The 20713-nt window shown below is 57.9% G+C and carries 13 protein-coding genes and 2 pseudogenes; 5 read left to right on the top strand and 10 right to left on the bottom strand.

Features of this window, described 5'->3' with window-relative positions; genetic code table 11:
- Window positions 1-26 precede the first annotated feature (26 nt).
- The 3 genes from AB4N43_RS03385 to AB4N43_RS03375 are packed head-to-tail and all read right to left on the bottom strand — an operon-like array spanning window position 27 to window position 4836.
- A complete protein-coding gene (locus AB4N43_RS03385) occupies window positions 27-2441 on the bottom strand; it encodes an aldehyde dehydrogenase family protein (RefSeq protein WP_460153172.1) in 2415 nt (804 codons plus the stop codon).
- A gap of 1 nt (window position 2442) precedes the next feature.
- On the bottom strand, window positions 2443-3573 hold the full coding sequence (locus AB4N43_RS03380; protein WP_059180916.1) for a LuxE/PaaK family acyltransferase: 1131 nt from the start codon (window positions 3571-3573) through the stop codon (window positions 2443-2445).
- Window positions 3574-3594: 21 nt separating this feature from the next.
- The gene (locus tag AB4N43_RS03375; RefSeq protein ID WP_027923488.1) at window positions 3595-4836 is read right to left on the bottom strand and encodes an MdfA family multidrug efflux MFS transporter; all 1242 of its coding nucleotides are present in this window, start codon (window positions 4834-4836) and stop codon (window positions 3595-3597) included.
- Between the two features lie 558 nt (window positions 4837-5394).
- Here AB4N43_RS03375 and AB4N43_RS03370 point away from each other — a divergent pair.
- Window positions 5395-5583, top strand: a complete 189-nt coding sequence (locus AB4N43_RS03370; protein WP_027923490.1) for a hypothetical protein — start codon at window positions 5395-5397, stop codon at window positions 5581-5583.
- Here AB4N43_RS03370 and AB4N43_RS03365 read toward each other — a convergent pair.
- On the bottom strand, window positions 5573-5974 hold the full coding sequence (locus AB4N43_RS03365) for a fe2+ zn2+ uptake regulation protein (protein ID WP_027923491.1): 402 nt from the start codon (window positions 5972-5974) through the stop codon (window positions 5573-5575). The genes AB4N43_RS03370 and AB4N43_RS03365 overlap by 11 nt on opposite strands.
- Before the next feature lie 226 nt (window positions 5975-6200).
- Here AB4N43_RS03365 and pvdQ point away from each other — a divergent pair, with 226 nt between their 5' ends.
- Window positions 6201-8546: a bifunctional acylase PvdQ gene (gene pvdQ / locus AB4N43_RS03360; RefSeq protein ID WP_460153169.1), complete on the top strand. Its 2346-nt coding sequence runs from the start codon at window positions 6201-6203 to the stop codon at window positions 8544-8546.
- Window positions 8547-8621: 75 nt separating this feature from the next.
- Here pvdQ and AB4N43_RS03355 read toward each other — a convergent pair.
- Together AB4N43_RS03355 and AB4N43_RS03350 are read right to left on the bottom strand one after the other, a co-directional pair.
- Window positions 8622-9602: pseudogene (locus AB4N43_RS03355) on the bottom strand (FecR family protein); the annotation flags it as partial.
- 95 nt (window positions 9603-9697) lie between these two features.
- Window positions 9698-14550: pseudogene (locus AB4N43_RS03350) on the bottom strand (dermonecrotic toxin domain-containing protein).
- 226 nt (window positions 14551-14776) lie between these two features.
- On the opposite strand from AB4N43_RS03350, the gene AB4N43_RS03345 reads away from it, so the two are divergent.
- Window positions 14777-15814, top strand: a complete 1038-nt coding sequence (locus AB4N43_RS03345; RefSeq protein WP_059180913.1) for an Ldh family oxidoreductase — start codon at window positions 14777-14779, stop codon at window positions 15812-15814.
- Window positions 15815-15917: 103 nt separating this feature from the next.
- Here the strand turns inward: AB4N43_RS03345 and AB4N43_RS03340 are convergent, their stop codons facing one another.
- Window positions 15918-16235, bottom strand: a complete 318-nt coding sequence (locus AB4N43_RS03340) for an ElaB/YgaM/YqjD family protein (RefSeq protein WP_027923496.1) — start codon at window positions 16233-16235, stop codon at window positions 15918-15920.
- Window positions 16236-16400: 165 nt separating this feature from the next.
- On the opposite strand from AB4N43_RS03340, the gene AB4N43_RS03335 reads away from it, so the two are divergent.
- On the top strand, window positions 16401-16655 hold the full coding sequence (locus AB4N43_RS03335; protein ID WP_027923497.1) for a hypothetical protein: 255 nt from the start codon (window positions 16401-16403) through the stop codon (window positions 16653-16655).
- Window positions 16656-16664: 9 nt separating this feature from the next.
- Here the strand turns inward: AB4N43_RS03335 and AB4N43_RS03330 are convergent, their stop codons facing one another.
- The gene (locus tag AB4N43_RS03330) at window positions 16665-17573 is read right to left on the bottom strand and encodes a LysR family transcriptional regulator (protein WP_194939999.1); all 909 of its coding nucleotides are present in this window, start codon (window positions 17571-17573) and stop codon (window positions 16665-16667) included.
- 84 nt (window positions 17574-17657) lie between these two features.
- On the opposite strand from AB4N43_RS03330, the gene AB4N43_RS03325 reads away from it, so the two are divergent.
- Window positions 17658-18581, top strand: a complete 924-nt coding sequence (locus AB4N43_RS03325) for a carbon-nitrogen hydrolase family protein (RefSeq protein WP_460153167.1) — start codon at window positions 17658-17660, stop codon at window positions 18579-18581.
- Between the two features lie 110 nt (window positions 18582-18691).
- Here the strand turns inward: AB4N43_RS03325 and AB4N43_RS03320 are convergent, their stop codons facing one another.
- Both AB4N43_RS03320 and AB4N43_RS03315 read right to left on the bottom strand, forming a co-directional pair.
- On the bottom strand, window positions 18692-19180 hold the full coding sequence (locus AB4N43_RS03320; RefSeq protein WP_027923500.1) for an LEA/WHy family protein: 489 nt from the start codon (window positions 19178-19180) through the stop codon (window positions 18692-18694).
- 53 nt (window positions 19181-19233) lie between these two features.
- The gene (locus tag AB4N43_RS03315) at window positions 19234-20709 is read right to left on the bottom strand and encodes a nucleobase:cation symporter-2 family protein (RefSeq protein ID WP_027923501.1); all 1476 of its coding nucleotides are present in this window, start codon (window positions 20707-20709) and stop codon (window positions 19234-19236) included.
- Between the last annotated feature and the right edge of the window lie 4 nt (window positions 20710-20713).

Raw genomic sequence — 20713 nt, 5'->3', positions numbered from 1 at the left:
ACGGTTAAGAGACAGGATGTTGCTGATCAGCGGTGTATTTGTATTCGGTTATCAATAACCAAGGGTGTTTTGCCGCTGTGTTTGTTTCTTGTGAAGGCCGATTCCGCACATTCGTGAACTTCTACCATTAAAAAGCAGTTGTTTACCGCGCTCGACAAGGCTTCATCGGTCAATAGGGACTGGCGAACGCTACCCCTGTCTGAATCGATGAAAACCCGCAGCCGTTCCATGCCGTTCGGTGCATGATCCAGCTGAATTTGAATCGGTCTGCCGACACGCTCTTGCAGCGCCGATGGCGAGATGAACTCTGTGCCTATCCGCAGCAGCTTGCCGTGGCGCTGAAGCAATTCGAACCGCGGCGATTCAAGTCCGCAAGGACAGGGGCCGGGTACCCAGCGACCGGTATCGCCCACGTCATACCGGCGTACGTCCTGACCTTGCCGCGCCCGGGAGGTAAACAGCAATCGTCCGATTTCATCAGCCTGGACGGGCACATCCTGTTCGATCTCGACGATTTCCAGATGCTGGGTATCGCCCATCAAATGAAACACCCCATTGGCCGTCGATGCGCAGGCATGCCCCAGGGGACCGGCATCGACCGAGCCATAAATCGCCGAGCGAATCTGCAACACCCCACAACTTTCCATCAGGCGCAGGCTGGCCTCTGCCGGGTGTTCACCGCCGAGGAACACTTTATGGATGCCGCCGTAAACGCGCAGGCGCTCCTGCTCGTTGAAGAACAGGCGGTGCAAGGTGCTTGGCATGCCGATCAGCACGGTGACACGCTGGTCCGCGATCATTTGCGCAATTTCGCTGAAGTCGTCATTCGGCGGTGCCCCCATCGGGAAATGGGTCACCTCCATCAGCTCAAGCACCTTGGTAAAACTGGAAAACCCGCCGTACAAGCCGCCGCCGTAAAACAGGTTCATCACCCGGTCCGTAGAAGGGTCGAGGCCGGCGGCGAACATACCATCGGCTGCCGCGCGCATTTGCCGCTCGAAGTCGCGATAGCTGTACCCGGCCACCGCCGGCGTGCCACTGCTGCCCCCCGAACGAAAATACAGTTGGGCTGAGCCGCTGATGGGCTGGGCCATGAACGCGTTTTTATCCATGATTGGCGTTTGGCTTGAAGGGGGAGCCGGTGGCGGCATGTCGAGTGTTGCCCGGCCAGTCGCTGTTTCTGCCGGCAGGCTCACCGAGAGGCGACGACTCAGACGCGACAGCGCGTAGACACCGTCGTGCGGTTCACCGGCGTAACCATCATGAATAGAGCCGCAAGGCGCAATGCGCGTGACCCCCGCGTTGACCAACGTGCGTACCAGCTGTGGCGCTTGTGCGGGTGAACAGATCAGCGCGCAACTCTGCAGCACGGTACGCCACGGCAGCAGCGTCTCGGCGATCAAGTGTTGCGGCACGGGTTTGAGCATCAGCGTGCGGAACAGTGGCGAGGGGGCCAGTGTTTGATCATGCTCCCAGATGATCCGCCATCCTGAGCCGTTCCAGACCTGGCCGGTCTGGTTTGCAAAGCAGAGATCCAGTCGAGCCATGGCGCAACGGGTGGTGATTTCCGAGGCTTCCTGATCGGTCGGGGTCAGCGCCGGCCACTGCAGGGCACGGCGTTCAAACGCTTCGACCAGTTGTTCACCCAGCCCCTGCAACACCACGGGATCGTCACTGTCGACCAACAGCCATTGCGGGCTGGAGCAGGCCTGTTGATCCAGACTGCAGACTTCATCCACCAAGGCATCCAGCGTAGATGCAGTGGTCGCGTCTGGCGACAGGTAAGCGAAACTGATTCTGTGCCCCCAGTCGATCCAGCGACATCCGGCCGGGATGTGCTGACGAATGGCTTTAAGGGACGCTTCGCCGCCCCAGGCTGACACGCCATCGGCGCGAGTGCAGAGTTCAGGGATCTGTGCCGTACTGACAGGCAGCACCGCAACGAAATCTGCCAACCTGTCGCTGGTGTCACACTTAACCAGTGCCGCGAGTAACCGAGCGGTCACGCCTTCGTCGCTGGAACTGGGGCGCAGCCAATTGATGTTACCGGCCAGCAGGCTTTCGACGATCGCGCAGAACGCCAATAGCGGTGCATTGCCTGGCGTCACATGCACCACCAGCCCCAGCGGGTGCCAGCTTTCAAAACTTGTTTGGCGGTAGTCGATACGTCGCAGCGAACGGGGTTGGTCGCCCAGTTCTCGTTCAAGCTTGGTGCTGAGGTTGCTGCGCTGACAGAAGTCGACAAGCCCTTGGCGTTGTTCATCGTTGAGGGGCAATTCAACTGTTCGAGTCTGCAATTGCAGGGCAAAACGAGTGACGGTTTCGATCACGGTACCGCTGTCGATCGGTGCACTCAGTAGCCGTGGCAGTTGTTGGTGCAGGCGCTCAAGGGTTGCCTCAAGGGTGACATCGTCACGCAGTTGGCCATTGATCAAGTACATGTCATGCCTCTCCCATCAGTTCGGACGCGGCCATTGCGCAGCTTCGGCTAGCGGTTGTTCCGGCGCGTCCATGCAGTTCAAACCAGTCGGTCGTCAAGCCGCACCCGCAGCTTGCGCCGGGGTGTAATGTCGCCAGATCACTCATCACCACGGCATGCGCCGGGCTTGAAGAAATGTAGGGCGATACGAACTCCAACAAGCCGCGTTTGCCGTAGGGCTGGACGCTGAAGTCGGCGGGATTGCGCACGAAAACCTTCGAATAAACCGGCACATGAAAATGCTGGTGAGCACACTGAACGTAAGGCACGGCATGCTCGACGGCGCCGTAACCATCCCGGCAGCGCGCCAGGTCGATACCCAGTTGGCGGTTGATCCGTTGGTACAACCGCGACAGAGGCATTTCCTGCGCCGCCTGGGTTTTCCAGCCGCCCCCGAGAATCACCAATGACTCGGCCGGTAGCTTGAGGTCCGTCAGGCCGGTGTCTTCCATATGTTGCAACGCATGGGACAGGAACGCTGGAAATCCGAGAATGCGCACGGGCAAGCCTTCTTCAGCAAATTGCTGCAAGGCGTGGACAACCCCGAACGGGTCGAACGCGTGCCCATTTCCAGTGCGGCGCAATCCATAGGCGACTCGATTGACGGGGGCATAGCGGCATAAAAACTGATCGGTGAAAGCGGTTCCAAGGCTGATGACTGCGTCGGGTTCATAGCTCAGCAGCAAGTAGTTGCAGGGGCTGTCTGGAGTGTCCCAGCCGTAGTGCCGGAAAATGTGGTTCACCATGCCTTGGGCGGCGGCCATGCTGCGAGTGTCATAGCGCATGCGACTTTTTTGGCCGCTGGTGCCAGACGATGTCAGCTCAAGCGCGTCCTTTCCCGAGGAACCCAGTAATAAATGGCGCTTGAAATAGTTGGCAAAAATCGGCGGCAGTCTTGACCAGTCATCCATCGATGCCAGCGCGTTGGCATCAAGGCCATTGGCGTGCAGCCAGCGTTCATAGCCCGGCGTGTGCTGACAATGGAACAGACTGATTTCACTCATCGCCCGATCAAACAGGCCGTCTGGTACCGAATCCAGGCAATAGGGTTTCGTTAACGCGCAAAGCGCATCGGTATGGGGTAAATGGATCATCAATGGACCTGTGCTTGGGGATCAGACGGTAAGTGCGACAGCGTTGCGGCGAAGAAAAAACCGCAAGGGCAACAGGGATAGAAGCCCGGCGATGCCCGCCATCAGGGAGAAGGATTCATGGCTGTAACCAGCGCCGACTGCCGCAAGCAACGAACCACCGCCCCCCATGACAAGGATCGAGATCATGCCGATCATCGCCGAGACCAGGCCTTTGCTGTCATCGCTTGAGAACAATGCAAGGCGATAGAGTGCGGCGTTGCTCATGCCAAGACCGACCGCGTAAAGCCCAAGGCAACCGATCAGCAAGGGCGTCGAGACGCCGTAGAAACTGAGGACGACCAATGCGAAGAGCCCACCGCACAACGGCCAGAGCGAGTATCTAATCAGTTGTGGGATGTCGGTCTTGGCGATCAATCGATTGAGTATCAGGTTGCCAAGAATGACCGCGGCAAACACCGGGATTTGCCACAGGCCGTAAGCAAGTGGCGAAAGCCCTTGGTTATGCATCAGCAGCAGTGGCGCCAACCCGATCCAGGCAATCAACGGCAAACTCATGATGCCCAGCGCGACACTGGCGCTCAGGAATCGCGTGTTACCGAGCAGTGCGGCATAACGGCGCACGGTACCGCCCCATTCAAACGGCACGGCCATCAGGCGTTGACCGTCATGGCGTAACGTTCCCACGGTTTCCGGCATGTACACAAAAAGTGCCAGCCAGACCGCCATGCCGCTCATGCCCAGCAGCAAAAACAGTTCCCTCCAGGTTAACCATTCCAGCAGCAGGCTGCCCAACAGCGGGCCGAGAAGGGGAGAAAGCAGTGCGACATTTCCCAGCAGTGCCATGATTTTTACCGCGTCCGCTTCGCAGAACACTTCCTGCAATGCCGGGTAGCTGACGGCGATGACAAACCCCAATCCCAAGCCCTGGATCAGGCGTAATCCATTGAACGCATAAATGCTTTGCACACTGAATGCGGCACTGCAGGCGAGGGCGAATACCGCAGAACCGATAAGTAACATTCTACGGCGACCAAAGTGATCGGACAGTGGTCCGATAAGCCACTGCAACAGGATGCCTCCTGCCAGATACAGATTGAAAGCGAATGGGACATGTTGTGCACTTGCATTCAAGTCGTGAGTGACAGTCAACATGGCCGGCATGATCATATCGCTGGCCATATAAGTCAGTAGTTCGAAAAGCGTTATTGCGAAGCAAAAGCCAAGCAAATGACACGCGCTTATATTGATCAAAGGCCTGTCCATATATTCCCAGTTTTTTGCTGCGAGTTAATTGATGTGTGCTCTTGTTGCGCAGTAAGAGTATCCAACGATCAGGGAGGGCTCTAATAAAGGATTGAAACAGGGCGTTTCAACTGTTTGCGAGATGATGCAATGTGAGTCGCAGGGTGAAAAACATTAATGGGTTTAACGAAAATGCCCGCGACAGCGCGGGCATTAGTTAAGAGCTTGTCGGATTTGTCCTACGTACTAAAGTAAATAATGAATAGCTCTTGTCCCGGTCGTAAGTTATCGATGCTCGTAATAACCGGGCCCGCCACGATTATAGTGGTGATCCCCGTGCCAACCGCCGTGGGGGAAAATGATGCAGCCACTCAAGGCCAAAATTGCGATCAGGGGAATCAGCTGTGTGATTCGACGAAACATTTCGAAATCCTCATGGTTAGCGCCGCTATGAAGCCAAATCTCTTCATCGGCTGTAACATGAGACCCCGTTTACAGCTCGCCATCCCCGAAGAAAGGTAGGGGGTTGGCATGCGTTCGGATACAAAGCGGATACATTTTCAGGTTCAGGAACTCGCAATGACTCAATCGCAACGTTTGAAATACTCGATTCTGATCTCCCTGGTCGTGCTGGGGATCATGTTCGGCCTTTCGTATCTGCAAAACGAAGGTGTCATCAGCGAGAAGCTGTTTCAGTACATCGCCATTGGTGTGGCGGTGGTCGTGGTGGTGATCAACGGCGTGATGCGTCGCAAGGTCAAGGCTTGAGCGACGTATCTTCAACGGGTGAATCGCGATGGAGCATGGCTACAGCGTGCGGATGCAGACTGTAGCTTTTGTCCGGATTGAGCGTGATCACGCCTTCGCTGCACAAACGTTTCAACACTTCACGCACGCTGAGAAAGGACAAGGGAATGTCCAGGTCCAGCAACTGGCTGTGCACGCCGCGCACGCCGAGACTACGATCGCTTTCAGCGGCAACCAGTAAGGCGTCAATGACTTTGAGGCGAATCAGGCTGGTGCGCAGGCCAAAGCTTTTGAGCAGCAACCGGATGCGCTCATTGCCGTTGCGCTCGCCGCGCGGCTCGAAAATACCGGAGCCCATGGCAGGGCCCGAGGGTGCATTGCTACCGTCCATTGGCAATTGCGAGTTGTACATGCAAAAACTCCTTTTCCGAGCCGGCCAGAAAATGTGAAGGGGGCTCTCAGTCATTTAGACGAACGAGCACGACAAATAATGAAGGCCCAAATGTAGAAAATTTGTCGGTGCCATGTGAGCAGCCCGTTAGAAGGCCATTTGGAATGGCTTTGCGAGCCTAAATTTTTGTCTTTTGTTTCGTTCCTGAGAGAAGGCAGCGTGTTTGTCTATTCGATCAGGAGCGAGTGTGATTATTTTCAGGCAGTTAACCAGGCTAAGCCTTGCGGGTTTGTTAGTGGCGCTGAGTCTTGTGGCACACGCCCGCAGTCAGACAGAACAGGCGAGCGCTGACATTCGCCGCACCAGTTTCGGCGTGCCTCACATTCGTGCCGACAACGAACGGGGGCTCGGTTATGGCATCGGGTACGCCTACGCGCAGGACAACCTGTGTTTGTTGGCCAACGAAATTGTCACTGTCAATGGTGAACGCTCACGCTATTTCGGCCCGGAACAACTGACTGTCGAAGAGCGTGAGAATCTGGTCAGCGACCTGTTTTTCATCTGGCTGAACACACCCGATGCCGTCGCCGGTTTCTGGCAGGCGCAAACGCCCGAAGTGCAGCAACTCATTGACGGTTATGTCGCCGGCTACAACCGTTCGCTGGCAGAACGCCGGGCCCAGGGTTTGCCCGCGCAGTGTCAGGGGGGCTGGGTGCGCGAGATTACTGCCCAGGACCTGGTCAAGCTGACCCGTCGTCTACTGGTCGAAGGTGGAGTAGGGCAGTTCGCCGAAGCGTTGGCGGGTGCCACTCCACCCCAAGCCGTCACGCAAGTGATCGCTGAGCCATCGTCCTTCCAGGTGGCGGCCTCGCGCATGCAGCGGTTTGCGCTGGATCGCGGGAGTAACGCCGTGGCCATCGGCAGCGAACGTTCGTTCAATGGCCGCGGGATGCTGCTGGCCAATCCGCATTTTCCCTGGGTCGGCGCAATGCGCTTCTACCAGATGCACCTGACAATTCCCGGCAAACTGGATGTGATGGGCGCTGCGCTGCCAGGGTTGCCGATGATAAACATCGGGTTCAACCAGCACTTGGCCTGGACCCACACCGTGGACTCATCCAAACACTTCACGCTGTATCGACTGCAACTTGATCCCAAGGATTCGACCCGCTACCTGCTCGACGGCAAGTCCTTGCCGATGAAAAAACAAACCCTCACGGTGAATGTGCAGCAACCTGATGGTCAGACCACGCCGGTTTCTCATGTGGTGTACAGCACGTCCTTCGGCCCGATCGTGCAATGGCCTGGAAAACTGGATTGGAATCATCAATACGCGTACAGCCTGCGCGATGCCAACCTGGATAACGACCGGGTCCTGCAGCAGTGGTATGCGATGAACCAGGCGAACAGCCTCAAGGAGTTGCAGGCCTCGGTGCACGCCCTTCAGGGCATCCCGTGGGTCAACACCCTGGCCGTGGATGATCAGGGGCAAACGCTGTACATGAACCTGTCGGTGGTGCCAAACGTCAACGCGGAAAAACTGGCCAAGTGCAGCGATCCACGGGCCGGGTTGCAAATGATCGTGCTCGACGGCTCCAACAGTGCCTGTGCCTGGGACATTGACCCGCGAGCAGCGCAAAAAGGCATTTTTGCCCCAGACAAATTACCGCAGTTGTCGCGAAAGGATTTTGTGCAGCACTCCAATGATTCCGCCTGGATGGCCAACCCGGCGCAACCGCTCACCGGGTTCTCGCCATTGATCAGCCAGGAAGGCCAGCCGTTGGGTTTGCGCTCGCGTTTTGCACTGGATCGCTTGGCCACGCTGGAGCAGTCCGGGCCTTTGACGACAGGGGATTTGCAACGGATGGTCATGGACGATCAGGTGTACCTGGCCGCACAGGTGATGCCGGATCTGCTGCAGTTTTGTGCCGGTAACCTTGGCGCCGATGCCGCGGCGCTGACGCCGCTGTGCGGCCATTTAAAGGCGTGGGATCGCCGGGCGAATCTGGACAGCGGGCTGGGCTTTGTCCACTTCCAGAATGTCATGGAACCGTTGCAGCAAAACCCCGGTATCTGGCGCGTGGCATTTGATCCCAAAGATCCGCAAAACACCCCGCGTGGTCTGGCCATTGACCGGGCGGATGTCGCCAAGGCTCTTCGCGAGGCCATGCTCGTTTCGGTTGAACAGGTAAAAGCCCAAGGGTTGAAGCCAGACGTACGCTGGGGCGATATTCAGGTGGCCAGCAGCGGCGGCCAGCAAACGCCGATCCATGGTGGACCCGGCACGTTGGGCGTCTACAACGCCATACAAAGCGTGCCGAGAACAGACGGCAAACTTGAAGTGGTCAGTGGCACGAGCTACTTGCAGGTAGTGACCTTCGATGACGAGGGGCCGCACGCTCAAGGTTTGCTGGCGTTCTCGTTGTCCAGCGATCCGGGTTCGAAGTACGCGCGGGATCAGACGCTGGCTTTTTCGAAGAAACAGTTGAGTGTGCTGCCGTTTACCGAGCAGCAGATCACGTCAGACCCGCAGTACCAGGCGCAGACAATTCGCGAGCAGGATGGAAACGCCGGGACGGTGGCAGCGCAGTAACAGCAAAGGCACTTGGATCAAAAACGAAGGCCGCACCCCACAAGGGTTGCGGCCTTCAGCTTTTAGGGGGGTTAGCGGAATGGAGTTGAGGACCGGATTGCCGTCCTTGTTGCGGGTCAGGTAAACCGGCAGCACCTTGGGCAAGGACGCCACCAGGTTGTTGAGCTCTTTGATGTTGTAGATTCCGCCGAGACGGATCTGACCGGTACTGTGATCGGCCACCATCACGGGTTTGCTCAGGTAACGATTGATCAACGGCAGGGCATCGATGAGTGCCAGGTTATCAAGCACCAGTTTGCCACTGCGCCAGGCCAGCGAATTATCGTTGGCGTAGGTCTGACTGATTTGTGGCGTGTAGTCACCCTGTTTAAAGCACGCCTGCATGGCGGGGCCTAGACGTACGCCATCGCCGGGGAGGTCGTCGTTGCTGGTGACCAGCACCGACCCTTCGATCAGGTTCACACGAACCTGGTCCTCGTACATCCAGACGTTGAATCGGGTCCCGGTGACCCGGATACTGCCGCTGGCGGCCTTGACGACAAAAGGGTGAGTCGTGTCATGGCTGACGCTGAAGAAGGCTTCGCCTTTTTTCAGCGTCACCCGCCGCTGATCCTTGTAGTTGCTGAATGTCAGCTCACTGCCAAGATTCAGTTCAATCTGGCTGCCGTCGCTCAGGGTGACCTGACGGACCGTATCACGGGCTTCAAAGTGTTGGTACGAGTTGGGTAACCAACCCAAACTCCACCCACTGTATGCCGCCAGTGGCAACGCCAGGGTGCACACCGCAGCGGCAATGCCGAGACTGCGCCAAGGCGTAGTGGATTTGAGGCGCGCACCGTGATTGACGGGTTCAGGACGCGGCAGATCCCCGGCAACCTCCCAGATCTCCAGCATGGCTTCATATTCGAATGCATGCAGCGGATGGGCGTCATGCCATCGTTCGAAAGCTACACGTTCTTCAGCCGTGCAGTCGACTGCATGCAGGCGCATGCACCAATGCGCTGCGGCATCGGTGATCGCATCATAGTCGGCTGGCGATAGAGAATTGTCGGTCATTGACTCATCCTGATTTCCGGCATTCTAACCTTGCGAGGAAGCTGGCGAGAACAGCCGTCATGGCAATTAACTATCAAACACGCCTTTTTTTAAGTTCAAGGGGTACTGGCGTGCAGTTGCCGTCCCAAATGACCGATCAACCAGGCGACGCTGTCGGCGTTGCCAAGTAGTACTTTCAACCTGATCAGTGGGTCCCTTTTAAACGTGTGGCGGGCCTCGCTCAGGTTTTCTGCGCCGGTCAGCGTCAAAACGTGTTCTTTGATCAGGTCAGTGTCTTCACTGGCTGTATGACCCAGGTCTTCCCACTCACCAGTGTCAGGGTTTTGCGCCATGAACAGTTGGGTATAGGGCGTCTTTATGGACAGTGCGGTGTCTTGAAGCGTGGTCAACGCGCTTTTGAGCTGTTTGGCATCCTGTGTCACTGTTCCGATCAGGTCTGCGAATGGGCGGCCGGTGTCGAGGTATGAAATATCGAGGGTTTTACAGACGATGTGTGAGAGCTCATGAATGAGGGTCATCGAACGGCTATGGGCGCCGATGGGGAAGTGCACGTCGCTGAGGTGCGAGCGGTAGTGTTCGTAGCTGGAAGCGAAAAATTTTTCCGCCAGGTAAATTTTGCGTTTTGGGTCTTTCGGCGTAATGAAGCCGAAGGTGTTTTCTGCATCCTCGATCACCCTGCCGATCGTAAATCGACTGGAGTTGGCCGTTCTGAGCGTCGGGTCGAGCAACGCTGAAAATATTTCCTCCACGACTTTTTCAAGCTGCTCCACATGCGCGGGCAGAACTTGCGACACGCCTATAAAGTCGGTGATGAGTTGGTGCACCGGGGTCACCGCAGTGTCGGTAGTCTTTAGTAATTGCAGGTTTCGAAAGCTGTTCCAGGCATAGGTGGTTGCCAGGTCCAGTGCTTCATCGATCTGACGTGCCTTGTACGGAAACAATCGCCGGATCTGAGCCATCCCGCGGGCATCGACGTTCATGCCTCCCCAAACGGCCATTACGGTGTCCAATCGGTCGATAAGGTTGAAGCGGGACGCCAGCCTCTGGCGGTCCAGGACCCATTGTTTTACGGTGTTTTGGCGCAGAAAAGGCACACTTTTTTGGCTGCCTGCAATGCGCCAACGGGTGTCAAGCTTGACGACCGGATAGACGTTTCCTTCAACGGGCGCGTAGTGTTTTCCGGAGGCTGGATGAGTGTAGAGCCCAAGTGTCGAGTCGGAGGTCAGTGAATTGAGATCGACGTCGATGCTTTCATGGCGCTTTAACTGCGTGCGTTCGGGGGCGGTGGTATTGACCTCATGCCAGCTAAATCGGTTAGCGGACGACGTCGGAGGCGCTGCCCCCGTTACTGCGGGTAATTGCACTTGATCGCCAGCTAATTGCCGCAACGAAGCCAGTTGAGCAATACCGTCGATGAAGGCACTTATTGCAGCCCCCCATTTATGGGTTTGAAGGTCTTCGGCAGATTGCTTGATGTCGCGGTAACTGCGCCACACGGTCATGGGGTAAGTGAGTTTCCCCATGAAAAACGAATAAGCCTCGTGCAGGTCTTCGCCCAGTACGTGTTTGATGGTTTCCCATTCGCCCTGGTTTTTGTCGTCGGACTGACAACCGAGCAGTCGGCCCAGTAGCGCAGCGTTGTCTTTGAACAACTGGCTGAAGAGGTGGCCCTTGATCGGACTGGACGCCAATGTGACTTCTTGAGGCGGCTTGTCGGAAGTAGTCGTTACGGCTCGAGTAACGCGGTTGTGAGTGGTCGCCATCCGGTTTTCAAGCACCGTCCGGTCAGACGGCGTCAGGTTCATGAGGATCCAGTCAAGCAGCGGTCCGCGAGTCTTCAACTCTGTCAGTAACTGAACTTCACTTTCATATTCCTTTATCCCATGACGGGGACTGTGCGGTGCGACAAGGACGTGGGGGGCTGCGCTATCGGTGGCTGAGCCGATCAGGTAGACACCGGGCACTTTGATCGTCTGTGCGCTCTTGATCCCCAAAAGCTCGAGCGGGCGGATAATGGCATGGGCACCTTCGACCGCCGCGCGAGCGATGGCGTCGGGCATGTCCATGATTTGCCGGATCAGATCAAAGCCTTTTTCGCTCAGGCGTTCCTGCAGTTTTTCCGTGTGAGCGTAATGCATCAGTTGCCAAGGCAATTGTCTGTAAAAGCACTTTCTGCGATCGGCGTTGGCCGGGGTATCAGCAAGGGCTTCACTCAGTATTTTCTGCTGATGCTCCCCCGGCTTAAGATTTCGTATCAGGTCTTTGATGTACTGTTCGTTCATCCCCTCGGGAATGACACTGGTATCCAGCGATTGCAGTTTGAATTGGGCCTGATCCAGCTCCTTCATAGCCGTCAATGCGAAGTCGGTCAGGGTTTGAGTCCGGGCCGGCGACGTCAGACGTGCGCTGATCTGGACCTGGACCTTGTCCGGATCAATGTTGAAGGCGTCCGCCTTGAGTTGTTTTTCAAGCGCTGCGTGAGCCGTACGCTGCAGTGATCGCAGGCCGCTCAGGTAATCCTCGTCGTCTTTGACGTTGTCGAGGTATTGCTGAAGCAGTTCGCCATGCAGCACCAGATCTTCAATGGACGCTTTGGCGAGCCATGCCGGAAGTTTTTGCTGCGTCGTCAGGGACTGGGCAATGTCCGACGCGCGACCTAACCCTGTCAGCGGCTCACGTAGCGCCACCAGATTCAGAAGATCAGGCAGCCGCGCGGGGGGAGTGGCGTGGCCAATGCGCGGGTAATGCATACCTGGTCCAGATGGACGTAAGGCTTTTGGAGGTGATCGAGAAAGTGCCCGTGTATCCGCTGCAGTGGCGCCAGCACATACGTCCTGCCGGCCATTCGCTCGCTACGACCAAGGTTTTCCAGAAGGGTTAAACGCAGAGTGTCATCCTTGAGGCGCTGATCAAGTTCGGTCTGCAACTGTGACAGTGTCTTGAACGCTTCGAATCCCGATGCCGGCGTCCACAAAATCGCCTTGCCCGAGTGCTTCAGGTCCAGGCCTCCTCGTTCAGTCAGCACAAAACAACTCGCCAGCTTCAATGGGGTCGTCACGTCGCCGGCCTTCAATGCCAGGGAAAATACGTCTGGCAAGAAACCGTTTAACGCCGCTCGCTGCAGGTGTATCGGGCTATCGAGCACCGTTTTGATGATTGCCTGCTCGGTCGCGCCCAAGGTGCGTGTCACCGTGTGTAGCTTCAATTCGCTGCGCAATGCCGTTGACAGGGTATGCGTAAAACTCGATTGCAAGTCCGCCACGGATGAGTCGAGGAGGCTTTCTACTCGAGCGAGTGTATTGACGCCGACGGGAATGACCGGGTGTTGTTTGCGCCGTTGATCGAGCGCCTGCCCAACCGAATCGAGGAGTGTCATCTGCTCTTTGGCTGAATCGGCTCGCACCGTTGCCGGTTGCCCGCTAATGCGCTGATCGACCCGTGTACTCCAGCGGCCTGTGGAAGCGGTGGCCAGCAGTCGACCATCAATAAGACCACGCACGTCCAGAGCATTATCCAGCAGGGCATGTGGGGAGAGCGTGCCTTCACTTTCACGGTAACGACTCAAGGCATGACTGAGGTTGTCCTGTTGCTTGTGAAGGATGTCGGTCATGACTTGGTCAAATACCGGGCCGACGAGGGGACTGCCTTCAATCAGGCGCTCCTGCGGCTCCATGCCCAGAAGGGTGAGACGTTCATCCAGCGACATGAAGTTGAGCAGCGCATCTTCGTGACCTTCACTGTTCATCATCTGCAGTACGATCTTTTTGACCGCTGACAAATTGTCAGTCGCTTCGATACCTCGGGAGGGGGTGTATAGAAACCCCAAGGTGTCGGCGCCCCCGATCATCAAGGTCGAGGCCAGTTCCACGAAATGCTTGAACGGGGCCGTCACCCTGACTTTTTCGATGCGCAACGTCGCATCCCCGGGTTCTTGGCAGACCTTCATCAGTTGGAGATACTCCTGCGTGGTCAAAATGCCGTCCTGGCGCTGGAGCAGAAGTTTCAGTTGGAACGTATCGCGCAGGCCCTCGCTGAAAAACGCCAGGCGTGGCATCCCATTGCTCATGGCGGTGTTCCAGAACATGTCGAGCAGGCTGTACAAGTGAGGGGTGAAACTTTGGGCGATCTCTTTGACTGCGCTTTCCCAGGCCTGGTTATCGGCGTCACTGCTCACGCCGTGACCGGGATGCTCAAAGACCCTGGAGTCGCCGGGGGGCCACTGGTTGGTCAGGTAAAAGTGCAGGAGGGCATCGCCCAGTGAAAGCGAAGAGGTCGTGTGCTCATAGTCACCCCCGTCGAAGGCTGACACTGTACTGATAAACGTCTTCAGTCGAGTCAGGCGCTGGTCCAGTGCTGGAAACGGCTTGTACAACGCGTTTTTCAGGGTGTCGTTGAGCATAGACTGCAGCGTGGGCATCTTGAGCAGCTCGCCCATCATCGTCTTGATGTTTTGAGCTTGATTGGTATCAAGGGTGAGCTGCTGGTCCTGGAACACCGCGCCTTCGATTGTTGTTGTGCAAATGTCAGGCACTGTGGCAACGGCTATAGCGCTACGTTGTTCAATGGAGAGGAAACGCAGCAGAGCAACCTTGTCGGTCGGCGACGCCAACCACTCCTTGAGCTTGCGTTTCAGCTCGTTCATGTCCGCAAACTTGATCAAGCCTTTCCATGGCGTGTAGAGCGTGACTTCTCCATCCTTGGGGCGGCCCATGGCGAAAGCGCCGGCCAGTGGGACGTCCGCGGTGTCCGGCACGGTCAGCCACAGCCGGGAGACGTGCATGGGGTTGTTATGCGCGGTGCGGGCTACTTCGGTGGCCAGGTAAACGTTCTTGAGCCATTGCAGGTCATCGAGCGTGAAGTTCAGCGCTTTTTCGCGGTTACCGGGTTCTCGGGCATTGGAGGCAGTTTGTGCCTCGTCGAAAAAATACGGCATTGAAGGAGCGGTCATGATGTCCTCGATGTGCGGGGATCCGCAGGTCGCAGTCGTTAAGTCGAGGAATAACGGTACGGCCGCTATCTGGCTCATGTGCGGTACATATTGCTTGAGCCAATCTGGCTGCCGAGACTTGACAGGACGCCGGTACAACAGCGCTTAATCGGCGACTCTTTTCAGGTTGCCTTGCAACCTCGCTTCACCCTGTTGCCCGCACCCAATAATAAAACTGGAGCTTCAGATGACCGCATCGCCCGAAATGGCCGTCAGTTCGAACACCCAAACGCTCGATTTCGACGCGCTCGTTCAATTGCTCGAACAGATTTTTCTACGTCATGGCACCTCTGCCGACGTCGCCAAAACCCTGGCCCTCAACTGTGCCGGCGCCGAGCGCGACGGTGCTCACAGCCATGGCGTGTTCCGCATTCCGGGTTATGTCTCGACCCTGAACAGCGGCTGGGTCAATGGCCAGGCCGTGCCAGTGGTCGAAGACGTGGCCTCAGGATTCGTGCGCGTCGACGCCGGCAATGGTTTTGCCCAACCGGCCCTGGCGGCTGCACGCTCCCTGTTGATGGAAAAGGCGCGCAGCGCCGGCATTGCGGTGCTGGCGATTCGCAACTCGCACCATTTCGCCGCCTTGTGGCCAGACGTCGAGCCCTTTGCCTACGAAGGGCTGGTGGCGCTCAGCGTGGTCAACAGCATGACTTGCGTGGTGCCGCACGGTGCCGATCGTCCGTTGTTCGGCACCAACCCGATCGCGTTCGCCGCCCCGCGCGCGGATGGCGAGCCGATTGTCTTTGACCTGGCCACCAGCGCCATCGCCCATGGCGATGTGCAGATCGCGGCCCGCAAGGGCGAGCGTTTGCCGGAAGGCATGGGTGTGGACAGCCTCGGCCAGCCGACACAGGACCCGAAAGCGATTCTCGAGGGTGGCGCACTGCTGCCGTTTGGCGGGCACAAAGGTTCTGCCCTGTCGATGATGGTGGAATTGTTGGCGGCGGCGCTGACCGGCGGCAATTTTTCCTTTGAGTTCGACTGGTCGAACCATCCCGGCGCCAAGACACCATGGACTGGCCAACTGTTGATCGTCATCGACCCGAGCAAGGCCGCCGGGCAAAACTTTGCCGAGCGCAGCCAGGAACTGGTGCGGCAGATGCACGGCGTGGGGCTCAAGCGCCTGCCGGGTGATCGCCGCCATTCGCAACGGGCCAAGTCCGCGGCTCAAGGTATTGCGCTCGACACCGAGACGCTGGCGAACCTGCGGGCACTCGCGCAGTAACACAAGCCTGTATAGCCTTCGGGAGCTGCTACGAGTCGGTGTTAGGCGGGTATGAAAAAGGCGAGCCAATGGCTCGCCTTTTTACTGTGCAAAGCGGGGAGGCTTAGCGCCGACCCAGCAACAACCCGACCACCAGCCCGAATCCGGCAGAAATGGCCACGGTTTGCCATGGATGACCGCCGATGTAGGTTTCGGTGGCTTCGACGGCAGGTTTTGTGCGGTCACGCACGCTGCTGACCGAATCCCGTGCCTGCTGGAGTTTCTGGGCGATTTGCTCACGCAGGGTTTCTGCTTCCTCGCCGACCAGCGCGGCGCTGCTGTTCAGCAGTTTTTCCGATTCTTCGATCAGCGTGGTCAGCTCGCTGAATGCCAGATCCTTGATTTGGTCTTCGGCGGTTTGTGCAGCGGTTTTGCGAGCCATTGAGGTACTCCTTGCAGGTAAGTAGGCAGTGAACAATGGAGTCTGGCGCGGGTGAAAAAGTTGCAGTGGATTTCCCCGTCGAGCCTGCCGGACAGAAAATTCCTGAGTCGGACGTTTCGTCCTACAGTGTAAGATGTCGCCTATTTTACGCAGCAGGACATTCCAATGAGTTTCAATCTGGCCGACAAACCCCTCGCCGAGCGCGCGGCGCTGGAAGATGAAAAATCCCGTCTGTTCGACCTCTGGCAAAGCAACCTGGGCAAATCCAAGGGCGAAGCCGCGCGGCTATTTGGTGAACGCGCCAAACGCAAAGGCAAGTGGTCCGAATGGGTCCGCGCCGAACTCGACGCAATGTCGCCGCCGGAATACGCCAACATGGTGCGCAGTGAAGTCAATCGCCTCATGGCGGCCAACAAGTAAGGCGCGGCTTCAGGCGAAACACGCGACAATTGCTTCGCGCACTTTCAATACCACCGGGTCGAGTTGGGTGCTGGTGCGCCAGCCCAGTTCGATCGGGTAACGCGGCAAGGCCAAAGGGCAGGGCAGCAGCGCCAGACCACTGAGCGCCGCAATGCTCTGAGCGGCATGCGCGGGAATGGTCGCCACCGCCTGACTGCCTTTGAGCAAGTGCGGCAGCGCGGCAAAATGCGTGGTCGACGCACACACCCGACGACTCAAGCCCAGCGCCGCCAGCCCTTCATCGGTGATGCCGATAAAACCACCGGACGAGACCAGGAGGTGTTCGCGTGCGACGAATTCTTCAAGGCTGAGGGTTTGTTGTGCTTCGGCGAGGCTGGCGCGATCCACCAGACACAGATATCCGCCTTCTCCCAATACTTGACGGCTGAGCAAACGCTCGGCAAATCCACCGGCGGTGACCGCCAGATCGATGCTGCGCTCCATCAAGGCATGGCCGACGATCTGGCTGTGGGTTTGGCGGAAGATCAGCCGCAGCTTTGGCGCAGTCCGCGCGATTTCATCGATCAATCGCCGACCATAGGCGATCTCGAAATCGTCCGACATCCCCACCGACACTGAACGGCCATCGTACTGATGGGCCGCCGGATCGACCATCGCCAGGCTCTGGCGGCATTTGTTCAGCGCATCGCTGACCACCGGTTTCAATTGATTGGCCTTGAGCGTCGGTGCCAGTCCGCGGCCGGTGCGCACGAATAGCTGATCGCCATAGACCTCGCGCAACCTGCGCAAGGCGGCACTGACTGCCGATTGCGTCACGCCCAGACGCAAGGCCGCTCGGCTGGCGCTGGACTCTTCATGCAGGGCTTCGAAGACTTTGAGCAGGTTGAGGTCGACGTTGGCGATATTCATAGTGTTCATATCATTCAGCAACGAATCGGGCTTTATTCATGATCCCGTGGCGCCGGAGAATGAGCAATACCTGATGCCAATGGAGTCACTGCGATGCCCAAATCAATCGTTGCTGCGCTGCAAATCGGTGCCTTGCCCGGTGGCAAGGCCGACACTCTGGAACAGATTCTTGCCTGGGAAAAAGCCATTACTGAATCCAACGCCCAATTGGTAGTAATGCCCGAAGCATTGCTCGGCGGTTACCCCAAGGGCGAAGGATTTGGTACGCAACTGGGTTATCGATTGCCAGAAGGGCGTGAAGCGTTTGCCCGGTATTTCGCCAACGCCATCGACGTACCCGGCGCCGAGACTGAAGCCCTGGCCGGGTTGTCGGCACGGACCGGGGCCAACCTGGTGATTGGCGTGATCGAACGTGCGGGCAGCACGCTGCACTGCACGGCGCTGTACTTCGACCCGCAGGCCGGACTGGTCGCCAAACACCGCAAGCTGATGCCCACTGGCACCGAACGGTTGATCTGGGGCAAGGGCGATGGCTCGACGTTGCCTGTGATCGACAGTCAGGTCGGGCGTATCGGTGCGGTGATTTGTTGGGAAAACATGATGCCGCTGCTGCGCACCGCGATGTACGCCAAAGGCATTGAAGTGTGGTGCGCGCCGACGGTAGACGAGCGCGAGATGTGGCAGGTCAGCATGCGTCACATCGCCCATGAAGGACGCTGCTTTGTGGTGAGCGCCTGCCAGGTTCAGGACTCACCCCTGGCCTTGGGTGTGGAGATTGCCAACTGGCCGGCGGATCGGCCGTTGATTGCTGGCGGGAGTGTGATTGTCGGGCCGATGGGTGACGTATTGGCGGGGCCGTTGCGTGACGGCGCAGGTCTGCTCACGGCGGAAATCGACACGGACGCTTTGATTCGTGCGCGGTATGACTACGACGTGGTGGGGCATTATGCGCGGCCGGATGTGTTTGAGCTGACGGTGGATGAGCGCGCCAAACCCGGTGTCCGCTTCAACACATAACCCCCTGTAGGAGTGAGCCTGCTCGCGATAGCGGTGTAGCAGTCGACAAGTGTATTGCCTCAAACGACGCCATCGCGAGCAGGCTCACTCCTACAGGAGAATTGTGGTGTTTACGATTGCGGGGTTTGCCGGGGGATTGCCGCCGCTCCCGGCAGGCTGAGTTTGCCCGTGTCCGTGAAACGCATCGTGCCAAACAATCCGCCAGCCAGCTTGCCGCGCAACACGTAAGGCAAGTCATTCAGCGATTGCGTCTGGCTCAGCCCGAGGGTTTGGCGCAGCACCGAAAACGCCGAAACGCTGACCGGCACCGTCAGCACCGTTTCAGAGAAGCGCGCAATCGACCCCGACTGATCGCTCACCCCCGAAGCCAGCGGCTGTCCATTGACCTCCAGGTCCAGCGCCACGCCGTTGTAGTCGATGGAGCTGTCATTGGGGTTCTGCACGCGGATTTTCACCGCAAAACGAATTTCCATGCCCTGGCTTTGCAGCGGTTCGATGCCCACCACATTGATGTTCAATGGATCACGATTGGGGAGCAGGGCGCAGGCGCTCAGAGACAACAACAGCAGGGAAAGGATGATGGCGTGAACGCGGCGCATAAAAACTCTCGAAAAGAAAAGGGCTGAACCGCTCAAGATTAAGCCCTTGAGCCTTACGGGCGGTCCAACGGTGCGACAGCCCCAGGCGTTGCGGGTTCAGCCTTGGCCGGCACATCAGGGTTTTCCATGACCTGCAGGATCGAGGCTTCCGGATCGAAATCGTCTTCTTCCAGCGCCATGAACTCCTCGGGCAGGAAGATGTTCAGCACGATAGCGCACAACGCCCCGACGGTAATGGGCGATTCAAAAATGTTGTGCAGTGCCAGCGGCAACTCGCGCAGCACCTCAGGCACCGCCGCCACGCCCAGGCCCAGGCCGAGGGAAATCGCCACGATCAGCATGTTGCGTCGATGCAGGCCGGCTTCGGCGAGGATCTTGATCCCGGCTACCGCGACGGTGCCGAACATCACCAGTTCGGCGCCGCCAAGCACCGGTTTTGGCATCAGTTGCAGCACCGCGCCGATCATCGGGAACAACCCCAGCAGCACCAGCAAACCGGCAATGAAGAACGCCACGTAACGACTGGCCACGCCGGTGAGCTGGATCACGCCGTTGTTCTGCGCAAACGTGACCATCGGCATGCTGTTGAACACGGCGGCCATGGCGGAGTTGAGGCCGTCGGCGAGCAGGCCGGACTTGATCCGGCGAATGTAAATCGGGCCCTTGACCGGTTGCCGGGAAATCATCGAGTTGGCGGTCAGATCACCCGCAGCTTCCAGTGGCGAGACGAGAAAAATCACCGCGATCGGCACAAACGCGACCCAATCGAAGTTAAAGCCGTACTTGAACGGCACCGGCACGCTCATCAGCGGTACGTCGGGCAGGCTGGCGAAATTGACGTCGCCCATCAGCCACGCCACGACGTAACCCAGGGTCAGGCCGATGACGATGGCGCCGAGGCGTAGAAACGGCACATCGACCCGGTTCAGCAGCACAATCGTGCCGAGCACCAAAGCCGCCAGCGCCAGATGACTGGCCGCGCCAAGGTCCGCCGCACCGAAGCCGCCAGCAATGTCAGTCATGGCCACTTTGACCAACGACAGGCCCATCAACGTGATGATCGTGCCGGTGACCACCGGGGTGATCAGCATCCGCAACTTGCCGATGAACTGGCTCAGCGCGACCTCAATGAACGCCGCAAAAAAGCACACGCCAAAGATCGTCGAGAGGATTTCATCGGTGCCGCCACCGCGAGCCTTGACCATGAACCCGGCACTGAGAATCACACTAATGAAGGAAAAACTGGTGCCTTGCAGGCACAGCAAACCAGAACCGACCGGGCCAAAGCGCCGGGCTTGAACAAAGGTGCCCAGGCCGGAAACGAACAACGCCATGCTGATCAGGTACGGTATTTCGCTTTGCAGGCCGAGGGCGCCACCCATGATCAGGGTCGGGGTGATGATGCCGACAAAACTCGCCAATACATGCTGCAGGGCGGCGAAGACGGTGGCGGTCAGGTGCGGGCGGTCGTTGAGGCCGTAAATCAGGTCGTTGTTGCGCAAAACGGGGGCTTTTTCAGAGGCGGTCATGGTG

This window comes from Pseudomonas sp. S2_B07 (assembly GCF_054668435.1).
Note: the sequence above shows the minus strand (reverse complement) of the source record. Positions and strands in the feature narration are given on the sequence as shown.